The sequence below is a fragment of the Arthrobacter sp. sptzw32 genome, from assembly GCF_059089735.1.
In genome coordinates this window covers 93993-110437 of record NZ_JBNHEZ010000006.1, presented here as the reverse complement: position 1 = coordinate 110437, position 16445 = coordinate 93993, and the positions used below count along the sequence as shown (strand labels likewise).

Here is a 16445-nt window from a genome sequence, read left to right as displayed (position 1 = left end):
CACCAGCTGGCTAAGCTATTCACAGCCTGGGCACAGGAACACCATAGCCCGGCTTTAACGAATGATCGGAGAGTTGTCCCATGGCCACTTCGCACTCCATGACCAACAACCTTCCCACGCTTACCCATCCGGACGGCTCCCCCATCCGTGCCCTGGTTGTGGACGATGAACCGAGCCTCTCCGAACTGATGAGTATGGGCCTGCGGATGGCGGGCTGGTCGGTCGCTGTGGCCGCCGACGGCCCGGAGGCCATGAAGCTTGCAAAAGCCTTCCGCCCGGATGTGCTGGTGCTGGACGTGATGCTTCCCGGGTTCGACGGCGTTGAGCTGTTGGGCAGGATCCGGGCCTTCGCGCCGGAGGTGCCGGCGCTCTTCCTCACGGCCAAGGACGCCGTCCAGGACCGGATTGTGGGTTTGGCCGCAGGCGGCGACGATTACGTCACCAAGCCGTTCAGCATGGAGGAAGTCCTGCTCAGGCTCCATCGCCTGGTGCAACGTTCAGGTGTTGCCGCCATGGACACCGCGGAACTGGTGGTGGGCGACCTTGTCCTCAACATCGATACCCGGGAGGTCACCCGGGCGGGTCAGGACGTCCAGCTCACGGCCACCCAGTTCGAGCTCCTCCGCTACCTGATGGAGAACCCCAGGCGGGTGATCAGCAAGGCACAAATTCTGGACCGGGTGTGGGACTACGACTTCGGCGGGCAGGCCAACATCGTGGAGCTCTACATCTCCTACCTGCGCAAGAAGATCGACGCCGTCCACCCGCCCATGATCCACACCGTGCGCGGCGCCGGCTACGTCATCAAGCCTGCCGAGTAGCCGCCATGGCCTCCCCCGAAGCTCCCCATCGACATCGTCGGAGCTGGCTCAAACCCGACACCTGGCACCTCCGCACCCGGCTGATCCTCCTGGTTATGGCCTTGCTGATCGCCATCTGCGGTGCCGTGGGCTTGGTCAGCTACGCCTCCATGGAGGCCTTCCTGACACGGCAGCTCGATGACCAGCTGAGCCAGGCCGCTGAGCGGTCCAACGATCCCGGCCGTCCCCCGATGGGTGTCTTCAACGGACGCGACCCGCTGGACGCGCGCGGGCAGAGCGTGGGCACCCTGAATGCCCGCATTGTGGACGGCCAGGTGAACAGCGCCGGTTTCCTCGCCTCGGACACCACACGGTCCCCGTTGTCCACCGAAGACAAGGAAACCCTGCTCGGGCTCAACACTGACGGGCAGCCGGTGGACCGCGCCCTCTCCAACGGCAGCTACCGGCTGGTGGCGGTGAAAACCAATTTCGGTGATGTCCTGGTGACCGGACTCCCCCTCGCCGGCAAGGAAAGCACCCTCGCATCGCTGGTGTGGACCTTCGTGTTCGTCTCGCTGGGCGGCCTGCTGCTGGTGGGGCTGGCCGGAACCATCCTGATCCGGCGCACCATGAAGCCGCTGGAGCAGCTCTCCGAGGTGGCCACCCGGGTGTCGCAGCTGCCGCTCGACGCCGGTGAGGTGGCGCTGGCGGTGCGCGTGCCGCCGTCGAACTCCAACCCTGGCACGGAGGTGGGCAGCGTTGGCCATGCGCTGAACCTCATGCTGGACAACGTGGCCAGTGCGCTCCAGGCGCGGCAGAAGAGCGAGACCAAGGTGCGGCAGTTCGTGGCGGACGCATCGCACGAGCTACGGACCCCGCTGACCGCCATCCGCGGCTACACCGAGCTGATGAGGATGACGGAGGACTTCACTCCGGACGGCCAGAAGTCCCTGGCCAGGGTGCAGAGCCAGTCCGAAAGGATGACGGCGCTGGTGGAGGACCTGCTGCTGCTCGCCCGCCTGGACGAGGGGCAGCCGCTCAAACTCAGCGAAGTGGACCTCACGCAGCTTGTGGTGGAGAGCGTCAGTGACGAGAAGGTGATGGCCCCCGGACATACCTGGCGCCTTGAGCTGCCCGATGAGCCGGTGGTGGTCAACGGCGATGCCTCGCAGTTGCGCCAAGTGCTGATGAACCTGCTCTCCAACGCCCGCAAGCACACGCCGTCCGGCACCATCGTGGTGACCGGCGTCGGCACTTCACCCGAGGGTGCGGCGATCGTGACGGTAACGGACGACGGCGGCGGCATCCCAGCCGAATTCGTGGACCATGTTTTTTCACGCTTTGCCCGCGCAGACGCGGCCCGGAAGGGTTCGGGAGACCAGGCGGGAGCATCAGCGGCCGAAGGTACCAGCGGTTTGGGCCTGTCCATCGTGCAGTCGATCGTGGAAGCCCACGGCGGCCGGGTAACGGCAACGTCACAACCGGGTCGGACACAGTTCGCCTTGCAGCTGCCTCTCCCGCGCATCAAGCAGGGCGACTTGCCGCGGGCATGATTTCTGCCTTCTTGAGTGAACTGGGCGCGGCTGGTTGATGCACTCCAACTTATGAGGGCTGCTTGGTGAACTTGCCAGCAGCCCGACCGGCTAACCGCACGGGTTTCCACGGTTCACGAGTACTTTTCTGCTTCAAGTTGCGGGATGCTGGGTGGTAACGGGGCGGAGGAGGGGTCTCAACCGACCCGGCGTCCCTGAGGGGCCTGAGAATTCAGTGATTGCTGCAAGCACTGCAATCAGGGCCCGCGCCCGACGCGCTGCAGTCCCCCACGTCGGGCTACAACCCCACCGGGAGTAAGGCATGACTTGGAGCTACCACCGCTACCTCAGCATTGAACAGGCAGCCAAAGCGCTGAACATCGACGTTACCTAAGTACTGGCAATGCTCAACAGCGGGCAGCTGCGGCGCTCCCCGAGCGGGCCCCGGAAGGCGGATCTCGTCAATTCCACGGATACCGAATTGGCCAAGCAACGACTTGAAACCCTCCGCCACCTCTACGGCGACGTACAGCAATAGAACCGCCCGCGCGGCAGGAAGCAAGGGCCTATTTCAGGCTTGGGCAGGTTGACGGAATATCCATTATCGGCGTTTGAGTGGCACGAGTAGAAGTAGGGTGGGAGAACTCGTCCCACTTAGTCTTTTTGGTGTTTCCGCACGGGTCAGAGGAGAGTTTTCTTCGAAAGCCTGCTGAGGTTATCGCAAAAAACGTGCACAGGGCGATCCCCGCAGCTTCGGCGGTGTAACTCCCTGGTCCTTTGGCGCGCAGCACGTCCAGGCGGCTTCGATGATGGCCAGGCGCTTGGCAGCTTTGTCGAGCTCGCGCCGCGAGGGGGCAGCGGCAGCTTCTGTCGGCCCTGGGCGAGCCTTTTCTACAGCTGCTGAAAGGTTTTCGAAAGGCTCTCCAAAAGCTGTTTCCCATGCTGGAAACGCTGGAGGGGGTCACCTTGCTGGCGAGGAACTATAAGTTGGAGGCACAGCGTTCGCCGTCCCTATCTGTGTGGTGTTTCCGTCAGGTGGTGTGTAGGGATCCTGTCTCTGTCGTAGGTGATTTCCTTGTAGCCGTGCGGCTCGGGCTTACCCTCAATGTTTAGATTTACGAACACGATTTCCTCGATGGTTAGGATGCTTTGCCGAGTGATCATGTTGCGGACTTCCGCCCGCATGGTGAGGGAGGTCCGGCCGAACTTGGTTGCCGTTAAGCCCATCTCAATGAGGTCCCCCTGCACGGCGGAGCTGACAAAGTTGATCTCCGAGACGTACTTGGTCACCGCCCTGCCATTGCCGAGCTGGAGGATGGCATAGATTGCGGCTTCCTCATCAATCCACTTGAGGAGGCTTCCACCGAACAGGGTGCCGTTAGCGTTTAGGTCTTCTGGGCGCACCCATTTTCGGGTGCGGAAGGTTATGTCGGAGGATTCCATGGTGTGACCTTACTTCTGCAGGGAAGATGCTTTGGTTCCTATGGCCTTGAGGCGAGTTCCAATGGTCGTAGCCTGTTCCGCATACACCAGCACGAAGTGATTGACGGAAGTGACAAGAAACCGCAAGTGGCGCCCATGGCGTCGTTTTCTTCAGTGGGGGTCTCGCCCCCGTGCAGAACCCCACCACCAAATGTTGGTAGCGGGGTTCTGCATGTGGAGGAGGTGCTCCGGAGAGGGGGGCCTAGACCTTGGCGGGTGCTGTGCCTTCGCGGAAGTGTGCTTCGAGGTCCTCGAGGGAGTGGCCTTTGGTTTCGGGAACAAATTTGGACACGAAGGCCAGGGAGGCGATGTTCACCAGGACGAACAGGCCGAAGGTGCCGGTGGATCCCAGGGCTTCGACGACGATCGGGAACAGGAAGGAGATGGCGGCGTTGACGGTCCAGAGTGCGAACACCGCGATGCCCATTGCGAAGCCGCGGATGGCCAGCGGGAACATTTCGGAGAGGAGCAGCCAGACGCAGGTGCCGATGAAGCATTGGACGAAGGCGACGAACAGCATCATGGCGGCGAGGATGGTGTAGCTGGCCAGGTCGGACTGCGGTAGTAGGAATACGACGGCGAGCATGGCTTGCGATCCGACCACGCCGGAGAAGCCGATGATGAGCATTTTGCGGCGGCCGATGAAGCCCAGCAGCCAGATGCCCAGGATGGTCATCAGGACTGAGGTGACGCCGACGCCGATGGTGGCAACGAGCGATGCGCTCACGCCCAGTCCGCTCTTTTCCAGAATGGTGGGGGCGTAGTAGTTCACGGTGTTGATGCCTGTGGCCTGCTGTACGGTGGCGAGGCCGATGCCGATCCAGAGGAGTCGGCGCATCCAGGGGTTGTCCCGCAGGTCGCGCAGGGCGTGCCCGCGCTCTTTCTTTGCAGTCTGGGCCGCTAGTGCGATCTCTTCAAATTCGCTCTCGGCTTCCTGCGGGCTGCGGCTCAGGTTCAGGACGCGGCGGCTGTCCTCCAGCCGCCCACGAATGGCGTACCAGCGGGGCGATTCGGGCAGCAGCAGCATGCCGGCGAGCAGCGCGAGGGCGGGCAGCGAAGCGATGCCGAGCATGGTGCGCCAGACCTCAGTGTCCTGGATGAGCGCATCGAGCAGGGCGTTGATGGCGAAGGCCAGCATCTGCCCGGTAACGATCATGAGCTCGTTGATGGTCACCATCCGGCCGCGCAGGTGGGCCGGCGCCATCTCGGCCAGGTACAGGGGGCAGGTAACAGCTGCCGCACCAACGCCGAGGCCCAGCAGGATGCGGGCGGCGACCATGAAGGAAACCGTGGGGGCGATGGCGCAGCCGATGGCGCCGAAGAGGAACAGCAGCGCGCAGACCAGCAGGGATCCCCGGCGTCCCAGCTTGTCCGCCATGCGTCCGCCGGCAAGGGCGCCGATGGCGGCGCCCGGGAACAGCAGTGCGCTGACCACGGTGGCTTCCTCGACGGAGTTCATGTTGAGCGAATCGTTCATGTACAGCAGGGCGCCGGAGATAACGCCGGTGTCGTACCCGAACAGCAGACCGCCGAGGGTCGAAATCACAGTGAGCCGGGCAAGGTAGCCCCGGCGTTGGGTGCCGGTGGCTCCTTGGGATTGTTTCTGCAACTGCATTGTTGCCTCTCAGATTCTTCGAGGACCGGCACGACCGGTCAGGAGTGTGATGCGTGACACTGAGTTTAGAGCGCTCTAATCCCTTGCGTCAATAGAAAGTTCTAATGTCAGAACAAACTAGTTGTGGGCGTAAGGGAAAGAACGGCTTCGGTATCCTTGACGGCCCGTCTTCGACTGTTAGGATCGGGGTAGGGTATGTCCTATCAATGGAACATATGCTGACAATTGTTTGATTTTGTTAGAGAAACACCTTGGGATGCTAAGAAGAGGAACGCACCGTGGCTACCAATCTGGCCCTTAGTATTGATCGGTCTTCGCCTGTGCCTCTGTATCACCAGGTAGTGCAGGGTATTGAAGCGGCGATCTACAACGGTGTGTTGGAGCCGGGCAGCAGGTTGGACAACGAGATCGACTTGGCCGCCCAGTTGAACCTTTCCCGCCCCACCATGCGCAAGGCTATGGATGAGCTTGTGCGTTCCGGGTTGTTGGTACGAAAACGGGGTGTGGGGACCCAGGTGGTTTCCAGTCAGGTTCGCCGCCCGCTGGAGCTTTCCAGTCTTTATGACGATCTGACCAATAACGGCAAGAAGCCCACGACCGAGGTCTTGAGCTTCTCCCATGTCGATGCGGACGAGGCCACCTTGGCGGCGCTCCAGCTTCCCGGCGGGTCGAGAATTTACCACTTCACTCGGCTGCGGAAGGTCGGCGGCAAGCCGTTGGCGCTGATGGAGAACTGGGTGCGCGATGACATCGCGGACATGGATGAAGCCCTGCTGGCCGGGGAAGGCCTGTATTCCATCTTGCGCCGTGGCGGTGTCAACTTCCGGTTGGCCACGCAGCGTATCGGCGCCATGACGGCAAATGAATACCAGGCATCGATGCTCGAAACAAGGGAAGGATCAGCGCTGGTCACCATGGAGCGCACCGCCGTGGACGATACCGGCCGTCGCGTTGAAACGGGTCACCATGTGTACCGCGCCGATTCCTACAGCTTTGAAATGACTCTCGTACAGCGCTAACCGCAAGGAGCACTCTTTATGACCAATTGGGTCTACCCGCTGGGCACCGCCACTGACGGCAAGTGGGACATCTCGATCGGAACCTCCGACTCCTCCCCCATTGATGGGTGGGCCCACACGGGCCTGAAGGTCGCCACCCTCGATGCCGGGGCCGACGTCGTACTTCCCGCTGCAGAGGAAGAACGCATTGTGGTGCCGCTCAACGGAGCCTTTACGGTGACCGTGGACGGGACAACCTATGAACTCAACGGCCGGTCCTCGGTGTTCACCGGTCCTACCGACGTTCTCTACTCGGGAATCGGCCGTGCGGTGACCATAAGTTCCTCCGCCGGCGGCAGGGTAGCTGTAGCCACCGCACCCGCCAGAGCTTCCTACCCCACACGTCTGGTGACGGCCGCGGACACGCCGGTGGAACTGCGCGGCGCGGGCAACTGCTCCCGCCAGGTCCACAACTTCGGCACCCCCGCGGCCCTGGAAGCGGACCGGTTTATTGTCTGCGAGGTCCTTACCCCGGCCGGGAACTGGTCCTCCTATCCCCCGCACAAGCATGACGAGGAGAAGGAAGGCGAGACGAATCTCGAGGAGATCTACTACTTCGAGACGCAGGTGGCCGCCGGCTCCGCGGCACCGGCGGACGCAGACGCCATCGGCTACCAGCGTGTCTACGCCTCTGACGAGCGGCCCATCGACGTCTCTGCCGAGGTCCGCACCGGCGACGTGGTCCTGGTGCCCTACGGCTGGCACGGTCCGGCTATGGCCGCCCCGGGCTACGACCTTTACTACCTCAACGTCATGGCGGGCCCCGGCCCCGTGCGCGAGTGGCTCATCAGCGACGACCCGCACCACGGCTGGGTCCGGCAAAGCTGGGACGGGCAGGACATCGACCCGCGGCTGCCCTTCAAGGGCTGACCAGCGCGGCCGCAGTGGCATAGTGGAGTCTTGTGAAGCAGACTCCCCCCGCCCCGCGGTCAGTGACCATGGAGGATGTGGCGCGCGCCGCCGGGGTCAGTCGTGCGCTCGTCTCCCTGGTCATGCGCGAGTCGCCCAAAGTGTCGCCGGCCAAGCGGAGCGCGGTACTGGAGAGTGCCGCCGCCCTGGGCTACTCCCCTAACCGGCTTGCCAGCCGGTTAGCCAGCCACCGAACGAAAACACTGGGCGTTCTGTTCCTGGACCTGCACAATCCAGTGTTCGCGGATGTCTATGACGGCATTGCCGAAGGAACGGCAAGCAGCGGCAACCAGCTGATGGTCGCTGTCGGGTCCGCAGACCCGCGCGCGGAAATAGAGGCTGTGCGGTCGTTCGTGGAGATGCGGGTCGATGGGGTGATCCTGGCGGGCTACACGGGGACGGCAGGTGAGCTCACCGCCGCCCTGCGCGGTACGCCCGCGGTCGTAATTACCCGCGAGTTGGACTGCGACGGCGTGGATGCTGTCCTTCCGGACGACTTCCGCTCCGGGGAACTTGCTGTCGAGCACCTTCACCAGCTGGGGCACCGGCGCATCGCCCATATCGATATTTCCGAGGGCATACCCTACACGTCACGGCGGAAGGGGTACTTGCGCGCAATGTCTAAGTTGGGCCTCACACCAGTGCTGGTCCACAGCGACATGACCGAGCGTGGAGGCCGGGAGGTCATGACGCAGTTTCTACAGTCCGGCAGCATTTTGCCCACAGCTATTTTTGCGCACAATGATCTGACCGCCATCGGTGCCATGGAGGCCCTTGCACTGGAGGGCCTGTCGGTTCCGGATGACGTGGCCATTGTCGGTTGTGACAACATCGAAGTAGCAGCCTCCCCGCTGATCGGATTGACCTCGATTGACCAGCACTCGCGTGAACTGGGCAGGGCGGCCGCCGAGGTCGTCCTGGCCCGGATCAGTGGCATGGACGGCCCGGCTGTCACCCGGAAGCTCCAACCCACCCTGATAAGCCGCCAGTCCACTCAACGACACCAGGGCGCTTGACCCAGATTTCATTGACCAGGGCGCCGTGCGTGCTTCTCCAATGGTCAGCTCACCCGTTCGATGGGCTTAGGTCCGGTGGCGGGTCGCCCTCCCGCCGGGTGTCGGGAGGGCTTCGTACCGTGATTCTTTGTACTGAAGGTCAGCGGACAGGGCTTTCAACGGGTCCGTGCGTTTGAGACTTGAAGTAGTGTTCGACGTCCTCAAGGCTCTTGTCCTTGGTTTCCGGGACGTACTTGGCGGCGAACGCGATGGCTCCCACGCCCAGGACGGCGAAGACGAAGAACGTGTTGGAAAGCCCTATGGCTGCAAGGAGTTGGGGGAAACCGAAGCCCACCAGGAAGTTGACGATCCAAAGAATGAAGGCGGAGGCGCCCATCCCGAGCCCGCGCATCTTCAGGGGGAAAATTTCCGAAAGCATCAACCAGGTCACCGGGGAGATGGCGCCCTGCTGGAAGGCCAGGAAGGTCACGGTCAGCGCCAGGATCACGAAGCCGCGTTCGGTTCCCTCCGGCAGCACCAGGGAAAAGACACCAATCAGAAGCAGGGCTGTGGTGGTGCCCACTTGCCCTGTGATGAGCATTTTACGGCGGCCAACCTTTCCGAGCAGCCAGATGCCGACGAAGGTGGCAAGGACGGAGATGATGCCGTTGGCTATGTTGGCCGTCAGTGCTGCCTCGCGGCCAAATCCGGACTGGGCGAGGATCTGGGTTCCGTAGTACATGATGGAGTTCACGCCTGTGATCTGCTGGATCACGGCGAGTCCGATTCCCACCACGAAGATCCGCCGGAGCCAGGGGGTGGCGAGATCTTTCCAGGAACCCATTTTGGACTTGTAGTCCTCCACGGCCATGGCCTTGACTTCTTCGAACTCCGCCCGGGCTTCTGATTGGGACCGGATGCGCTGCAGCACGCTGAGAGTTTCGCCGAAACTTCCCATTGAGGCGAGCCAGCGCGGGCTTTCGGGCATGAAGTTCATGCCGATCCACAGTGCAATTGCGGGGAGGGTGGCGATTACCAGCATCCAGCGCCAGATGCCGCCTGTTTCGCCGAAGGTGTTGCCCAGATAGGCGTTGAAGATGAAGGCCAGCAGCTGGCCGGTGACAATCATCAGCTCGTTCTGCGTCACGATGCGGCCGCGCCGGGCGCTGGGCGATACCTCGGCAAGGTACACGGGGACGGTCACGGAGGCCCCGCCGACCGCCAGGCCCAGCACGAACCGGGCGAGGATCATCACTTCGGTGTTGGGCGCGAAGGTGCAGGCCAGGGTCCCCACAAGAAAGACCATCGCGAGGACCATGATTATCTTTCGCCGGCCGTTGCGGTCCGCCAGGCGCCCGCCGAACAGGGCACCGAAGGCTGCACCGAACAGCAGGGAGGATGTGACCAGGCCCTCGGTCAGGGGGGTAAGTCCCAGGTCTTCCTGCATGTACGGCAAGGCGCCGTTGATCACGCCGGTGTCATAGCCAAACAACAGGCCGCCGAAGGTGGAGATGATGGTGACAGTCCGGAGCGCCTTTTTGTGGTTGTGGGGCTTTCCTGCGGCGGTCGCGGGAGCCGGGCTGCTCATGCGTTGACTTTCTGGACGTACTGCTTAATGGTTTCCAGCTGGTAGCGGGAGACGTCCTCGGCGTTCTCGTCCTCGGCGAAGACGCTGGAGACCATGACGGTGTCGTCGCGGTCCAGAAATCCGATTTCCTTCAGGCCGCCGAAGAATTCGTCCCAGTTGACGTCGCCGTCGCCGATTTTCAGGTGCTGGTGGACGCGGACGGGGTTGCCGGGCGGGTTGGTGATGTAGCGCAGCCCGTGGGAGGCGTGGTGGTTCATGGTGTCGGCGACGTGAACGAGGCGGAGCTTGTCGCCGGCGGCACGCAGGATCTCCAGCGGCTGGTTTTTCATGTGGAAGCTGTGCGAGGCCACGTAGACCATACCGACGTTCTTGGAGTTCAAGCCGCGGATGACACGGATGGCGGCGAGGCCTTCCTCCACAAAATCGTCGGGGTGCGGGTCGATCAACAGGTCGATGCCCTCACGTTCGATAATCGGCAGCAGTTCCTCCATGGAGCGGTAGAACGCCCGTTCGGACTCTTCAGCCTTTTCCGGACGACCACTGAATTCGGTGTTCATGGTGGTGACGCCAAGGTCAACGGTGATCTGGATGGCCCGCTTCCAGTAGCGGACCGCTGCTTCACGGGCGTCCTCGTCGGGCCCGGACCAGCGGAGCACCGGCAGGACGGACGCGATCTCGATCCCGGCATCCCGGCATGCCTTGTTCAGCTGCCCCACCAGCTCGTCATCGGCTTTCGGGTGGTTGTAGAAGGGGATGAGATCGGCGTGTGGCGTCATCTGCATGTACTTGTAGCCAAGGTCGGCCACGACCCTGGGGAACTCGAGCAGGCTGTGCGAGTGATGGAACGGTGTGGGGTCAAGCGCAATTTTCACGTGAAGCACTCCATTGTGGGTCGATCAGGGGCGGAGACAGCGGAAGGGGACGGAAGCTCCGTCCCCTTCCGCTGTCCTACTTGTACAGGTCGGGCTTGGCGTTCAGCTTCACGGCGACCTTCTCGCCGTTCTTCTGCGCCTCCACGCCTGCTTCGCAGCAAGCTGCGGTCGCGTAGCCGTCCCACGCCGAAGGGCCGCCGATCGCACCGTTGAGTGCCGCGTCCACCCAGGACTGGATTTCAACGTCGTAGGCTGCGCCGAAGCGCTCCTCGAAGCCCGGGGTGACGTTGCCGCCCCAGCGCCCGGCGCTGCGCGTGTAGGGGCCCTTGTCGCCGCCGATGCTCACGATGCCCTCTTCGAAGGAAGCCTGCGTGGCAACTTCGTAGCCGAACTTGGCATTGACGAAGATTTCGACGTCGGCCAGGACACCGGACTCGGTTTCGACCAGGACGTGCTGTGGGTCGTGCTGGCCTGAGGGTGCATTCTTCGTTGCCTTGCCCAGGCGGACCTGCACGCTGGTGATCTCCTCGCCGGTGAAGAACCGAACAGCATCGAACTCGTGGACGACTGCGTCATGGATCACCATCTCGTTGGTGAATCCCTCAGGTGTGGTCGGGTTCCGGTGCTGGTGGTGCAGCATGAGCAGTTCGCCCAATTCATTGTTCCGGATGATCTGACCGAGCGCGGCGTATTCGGCATCGAAGCGGCGCATGAAACCGACCTGGATCCGTTGATGGCCCAGCGCGACCTCTGCTTCGACAATCTTCCAGGAGGACTCGGCGTCGGGAGTGAGAGGCTTTTCGCAAAGAATCGGGATGTCCTTGGCGATTGCCTTGACCAGGATGTCCTCGTGCAGGAAGCCGGGGGTGGCGATGAGGACGGCGTTCACGTCGCCGTTATTGAGGGCTTCCTCGGCGTCGGCAAGGGCCACAGCACCCGGGATACCTTCGACTGCGGCCTGGGCGCGGGCCAGGTCGACGTCCACGACGGCAGCCACTTCTGCTCCGTGGATCCGCTCGTGGAGGCGCTGGATGTGGTCGGCGCCCATACGTCCGGCGCCGATGACGGCTACGCGGAGGGTTTCAGTCATTGTTATGTCCTTTTGTCTCGGAATGGAAGCGGTCAGCTGACGGCGGTGCGGGAGCCGCAGGACAGCAGGTAGTTGCGCGTGCGCTTCGCAATGGGCATCGGCACGTCGAAAGCGACGGGGTACATGTCCTGCTCGACGATGCCGAAAATTGGCCGGTTCAAGGCTTCCACGGCTTCGATGACGGCGCGGAGGTCCGGCAGCCCGTTCGGCGGTTCGGTCATGACGCCGGCCAGGTTCGCGGCGGCCCAGGTCATGTTTTCATCGTTGACCTTCTTGAGGATTTCCGGGTTGATCTGCTTCAGGTGCAGGTAGCCGATGCGGTCCGGGTAGTTCTTGATCAGTTCCAGGCTTGAGGCGCCGCAGTATTCCGCGTGTCCGGTGTCCAGGCAGAGGTTCAGGTACTGCGGGTCGGTGGCACCGAGGAGGGTTTCAATGTCCTCCTGGGCCCCGACGTGGGAATCGGCGTGTGAGTGGAACTGCTGTTTCAGGCCGAAATCCTCCAGCAAAGTTTTGCCCAGGCGGTTATGCCCGGCGAACAGGCCGCTCCAGGCTTTGTCGCTCAGGGTGCCGCTTTCGACCGCTTCACCGGTAACGTCATCGCGCCACATGGCCGGGATGACCACAATGTGCTCCCCACCCATGGCTGCGGTCAGTTCGGCTACCTGGCGGGCCGGCTCCCATGCCGCTTCCCACTGGTTTAGACCACGGTGGAAGGCGGTGAAAACGGTGCCGGCCGAGATCTGCAGGTCCCGGGCCTTGAGTTCCTCGGCCAATCGGGCGGGGTCCGTGGGAAGGTAGCCGTACGGGCCCAGTTCGATCCACTTGTACCCCGATTCGGCCACCTCATCCAGGAAGCGCTCCCACGGGGTCTGCTTGGGGTCGTCCGGGAACCAGACTCCCCACGAGTCCGGCGCCGTACCGATGATCAGCTTGTTCTCAGTCATGACAGCGTTATCTCTCTTCTCGGGCGAGGGTAACTAGTTGGAGGGGAAGTTGTAGGAAGCGCCGGAGGCGTGGTGGGTTTCGGGCCAGCGGGAGGTGATGACCTTGCCGCGGGTGTAGAAGGAGACGCCTTCGGGACCGTAGATGTGCTTGTCACCGAAGAGCGAGGCCTTCCAGCCGCCGAAGGAGTGGTAGGCCACCGGGACCGGGAGGGGCACGTTGATGCCGATCATGCCGACCGTGACGGAGCGCTGGAACTTGCGGGCGGCTGCGCCGGAGGAGGTGAAGATGGCGGTGCCGTTGCCGTAGGGGTTGGCGTTGATGAGCTTGATGCCGTCTTCGAGGGTGTCGACGCGGACCACGACGAGGACGGGGCCGAAGATTTCCTCGGTGTAGGCGGTCATTTCGGTTTTGACGTGGTCGATGACGGTAGGTCCGACCCAGAAGCCGTCCTCGTGGCCGGGCACCACGAGGTCGCGGCCGTCCACCACCATGGCCGCGCCTGCGGTTTCGGCTTCGGTGACGATCTTGATGATGCGTTCCTTGGAGGCCGGGGTGATGACCGGTCCCATTTCTGCGTCGGGGGCGGTGCCGTTGTTGACCTTCACGGCCAGGGCCCGTTCTTCGACCTTCTTGACGATCAGGTCCGCGGCATCGCCAACGGCGACGGCGACGGAGATGGCCATGCAGCGTTCACCGGCGGACCCGAACGCGGCGGCGGCGAGATGGTCGGCTGCGTTGTCCAGGTCCGCGTCAGGCATGACGATGGCGTGGTTCTTCGCCCCGCCGAGGGCCTGGACGCGCTTGCCGTGCTTGGTGGCGGTTTCGTGCACGTACTGGGCGATCGGGGTGGACCCGACGAAGGAGATGCCGTCCACGTCCGGGTGGGTCAGCAGTCCGTCGACGGTTTCTTTGTCCCCGTGCAGGACCTGGAACACGCCGTCGGGCAGGCCGGCCTGCTTCCAGAGCTTCGCCAGCAGCAGCGAGGCGGAGGGGTCGCGTTCGGAGGGCTTGAGGATGAACGCGTTGCCGGTGGCGATCGCCATCGGCGCCATCCACAGCGGGACCATGACGGGGAAGTTAAACGGGGTGATGCCCGCGACCACGCCGAGAGGTTCACGGAAGTTGAAGACGTCGATGCCGGTGGAAACCTGGTCAGAGTAGTCGCCCTTGAGCAGGGTGGGGATCCCGCAGGCGTATTCGATGACCTCGAGGCCTCGGCCGATTTCGCCCTTGGCATCCGAGAGGACCTTGCCGTGTTCGGCGGTGACCAGCTGGGCGAGTTCGTCGACGTGGGCGGCCACGAGTTCGCGGAACTTGAACAGCACCGCGGTGCGCTTGGCCAGGGAAATGTCGCCCCAGGTGTCGGCTGCTTTGCGGGCGGCGGCGACGGCGGTGTCAAGGTCGGCGCGGTTGGCCAAGCGCAGCGTGGCGGACACGGCACCGGTGGCGGGGTTGTAGACCGGGGTGGTGCGGTCGCCTTCACCGGCGCTTTCAGCGCCGTTGATGAAGTGGTTGATGACAGTGTCAGTGGTGGTGGCAGTCATGGGGACTCTTCCTTGAGTAGTGAAAAGTACGTGCGTGGGATGGAAGGGGTGTCAGCCGAGCAGTTTGCGCTGGCGGGACTTGTGATCGACGTAGGTCTGGAAGGCCTGCTTGGTGGAGTCCAACTCAGAAACCTGCGAGACGGGAACGTCCCACCAGGACTCCGAGGACGGTGCGTCCAAAAGCGGGTCGGATTCGACGTGGATCAGAATCGGTCCGCTGCCCTCAGGGGCTGCCTTGGCATCGCGGATGGCCTGTTCGAGCTCGGCGATCACCTTCTCCCCCGGTTCGATCCGGATGACCTTCACGCCCAGGGACTCGGCGTTCAGGGCCAGGTCCACCGGGAGCGTCTCCCCTTCGTCGAAGCTGTGCTCTGCTTCGTTCAGCGCCCGGTACTGGGTGCCGAAGCGCTGCGAGCCAAGCATTTCAGAAAGTGAACCGATGGAGGCGTAACCGTGGTTCTGGATCAGGACCACGATCAGCTTGATGCGTTCGGCAACGGCGGTGACCAGTTCGGTGTGCATCATCAGGTAGGAACCGTCCCCTACCATCACGACGACGTCCCGCACGTCCGCTCGGGCCTCGTCTGCCGCCGTCGTACGTGCCGCTGCTTCGGCCAGGGCCGCGCGCTTGACGCCGAGGCCGCCGGGGATCTCGTAGCCCATGCAGGAGTAGGCGTATTCGACGTGGTAGCCGAAGGGGTCACGGACCCGCCACATCTTGTGCAGGTCACCGGGCAGGGACCCTGCCGCGCAGATGACGACGTCCTGAGGGTCCATGGCCCGGTTGGTGGCGCCGATGATTTCGTTCTGTGCCGGCAACGGTGTGTAGCGGGTGTCGAAGGCCTCGTCGACGGTGGCGTCCCAGCGCTTCTTCTCCGCCACGACCTGCCGGTCGAGGTCGGCTCCGACGCGGTAGCCGCCCAGGGCTGTGTTGAGTTTGACCAGTGCCTTGCGGGCGTCGGCCACAATCGGCAGAGTGGTGCCGTGCTTGTACGCATCGATCGGGGCGACGTTGATGTTCACGAACTTTACGTCCGGGTTCTGGAACGCGGTGCGGGATGCGGTGGTGAAGTCCTCGTAGCGCGTGCCGATGCCGATGATCAAGTCCGCCTCGGCGGCGATCGCGTTGGCCGCCGTCGTGCCCGTGGAACCAATCGCGCCCAGGGACTGGGCGTGGTCCCACGGGAGAACGCCGACGCCGGCCTGCGTGTTTCCTACCGGGATGCCGGTCAGCTCCACGAACTTCGCCAGTTCGTCGGTGGCGTAGGCGTAAAGGACACCGCCGCCGGCGATGATCAGTGGGCGCTTGGCAGCGTTAATGGCAGCGGCGGCGCGGGCGATGTCGTCGTCGTCTGCGTCGGGGCGGCGGATCCGCCACTCCCGCTCGGCGAGGAACTCGGTCGGGACGTCGAAGGCCTCGGCCTGGACGTCCTGCGGCAGCGAGATAGTCACCGCGCCAGTTTCGGCCGGGTCGGTCAGGACGCGCAGGCCGTGGTGGAACGCGGAGAACAGCTGCTCGGGCCGGCTGACCCGGTCGAAGAACTTCGACAGCGGCCGGAACGCGTCGTTGACTGTGATGTCGTACGCGTAGGGCTGCTCAAGCTGCTGCAGCACCGGGTCCGCCGCGCGGGTGGCGAAGGTATCGGACGGCAACAGCAGTACCGGGAGGCGGTTGGTCGTGGCCAGTGCCGCCCCGGTCAGCAGGTTGGACGAGCCCGGGCCGATCGAGGTGCTGATGGCGTAGGTCTGGCGGCGGCGGGTGTGCCGGGCGTAGCCTACGGCCTGGTGGACCTGGGCCTGTTCGTTCCGGCCCTGGTAGTACGGCATGATGGCCGGGTCCATCTGCTGGTACTGCTTCAGGGCCTGGCCAACCCCGGCCACGTTGCCGTGCCCGAAAATACCGAACGTGCCCGGAATCAGCCGTTCGCGGTACTCAACACCGTCGATGGAATCCACGGTGTACTGCTTGGAGAGGTATTCGACGACGGCCTGAGCCACCGTCATTCTGCGCGTTG

General features: G+C 63.5%; 13 protein-coding genes. 5 read left to right on the top strand and 8 right to left on the bottom strand.

The features are described from left to right. The first annotated feature begins 80 nt into the window (after positions 1-80). Complete coding sequence (locus tag AC5RVN_RS12910) at positions 81-821, top strand: response regulator transcription factor (protein ID WP_494138181.1); 741 nt, start codon at positions 81-83, stop codon at positions 819-821. A gap of 5 nt (positions 822-826) precedes the next feature. Then, on the top strand, positions 827-2353 hold the full coding sequence (locus tag AC5RVN_RS12905; protein WP_494138180.1) for a sensor histidine kinase: 1527 nt from the start codon (positions 827-829) through the stop codon (positions 2351-2353). A gap of 990 nt (positions 2354-3343) precedes the next feature. Here AC5RVN_RS12905 and AC5RVN_RS12900 read toward each other — a convergent pair. Both AC5RVN_RS12900 and AC5RVN_RS12895 read right to left on the bottom strand, forming a co-directional pair. Continuing rightward, on the bottom strand, positions 3344-3775 hold the full coding sequence (locus AC5RVN_RS12900; RefSeq protein WP_494138179.1) for an acyl-CoA thioesterase: 432 nt from the start codon (positions 3773-3775) through the stop codon (positions 3344-3346). A 241-nt stretch (positions 3776-4016) separates the two neighbouring features. Then, the gene (locus AC5RVN_RS12895) at positions 4017-5429 is read right to left on the bottom strand and encodes a sugar porter family MFS transporter (protein ID WP_494138178.1); all 1413 of its coding nucleotides are present in this window, start codon (positions 5427-5429) and stop codon (positions 4017-4019) included. A 278-nt stretch (positions 5430-5707) separates the two neighbouring features. Between AC5RVN_RS12895 and AC5RVN_RS12890 the strand changes: the two genes are divergently transcribed. The 3 genes from AC5RVN_RS12890 to AC5RVN_RS12880 are packed head-to-tail and all read left to right on the top strand — an operon-like array spanning position 5708 to position 8412. After that, on the top strand, positions 5708-6448 hold the full coding sequence (locus tag AC5RVN_RS12890; protein WP_494138177.1) for a GntR family transcriptional regulator: 741 nt from the start codon (positions 5708-5710) through the stop codon (positions 6446-6448). An 18-nt stretch (positions 6449-6466) separates the two neighbouring features. After that, positions 6467-7357, top strand: coding sequence for a 5-deoxy-glucuronate isomerase (gene iolB / locus AC5RVN_RS12885; RefSeq protein WP_494138176.1), 891 nt, complete (start codon positions 6467-6469; stop codon positions 7355-7357). Between the two features lie 32 nt (positions 7358-7389). Next, complete coding sequence (locus AC5RVN_RS12880) at positions 7390-8412, top strand: LacI family DNA-binding transcriptional regulator (protein ID WP_494138175.1); 1023 nt, start codon at positions 7390-7392, stop codon at positions 8410-8412. Positions 8413-8551: 139 nt separating this feature from the next. Here the strand turns inward: AC5RVN_RS12880 and AC5RVN_RS12875 are convergent, their stop codons facing one another. From AC5RVN_RS12875 to iolD, 6 genes are all read right to left on the bottom strand, one after another. Further along, positions 8552-9979, bottom strand: coding sequence for a sugar porter family MFS transporter (locus tag AC5RVN_RS12875; protein WP_494138174.1), 1428 nt, complete (start codon positions 9977-9979; stop codon positions 8552-8554). Continuing rightward, positions 9976-10851 carry a sugar phosphate isomerase/epimerase family protein gene (locus tag AC5RVN_RS12870; protein WP_494138173.1) on the bottom strand — a complete coding sequence of 292 codons (876 nt, stop codon included), beginning with the start codon at positions 10849-10851 and terminating at the stop codon, positions 9976-9978. Before AC5RVN_RS12870 ends, AC5RVN_RS12875 begins: the two co-directional genes overlap by 4 nt. 76 nt (positions 10852-10927) lie before the next feature. Then, the gene (locus tag AC5RVN_RS12865; protein ID WP_494138172.1) at positions 10928-11941 is read right to left on the bottom strand and encodes a Gfo/Idh/MocA family protein; all 1014 of its coding nucleotides are present in this window, start codon (positions 11939-11941) and stop codon (positions 10928-10930) included. Between the two features lie 32 nt (positions 11942-11973). Beyond that, a complete protein-coding gene (locus AC5RVN_RS12860) occupies positions 11974-12885 on the bottom strand; it encodes a sugar phosphate isomerase/epimerase family protein (protein WP_494138171.1) in 912 nt (303 codons plus the stop codon). A gap of 33 nt (positions 12886-12918) precedes the next feature. Further along, complete coding sequence (locus tag AC5RVN_RS12855) at positions 12919-14430, bottom strand: CoA-acylating methylmalonate-semialdehyde dehydrogenase (protein ID WP_494138170.1); 1512 nt, start codon at positions 14428-14430, stop codon at positions 12919-12921. A gap of 51 nt (positions 14431-14481) precedes the next feature. Beyond that, on the bottom strand, positions 14482-16434 hold the full coding sequence (gene iolD / locus AC5RVN_RS12850; protein ID WP_494138324.1) for a 3D-(3,5/4)-trihydroxycyclohexane-1,2-dione acylhydrolase (decyclizing): 1953 nt from the start codon (positions 16432-16434) through the stop codon (positions 14482-14484). Positions 16435-16445 lie beyond the last annotated feature (11 nt).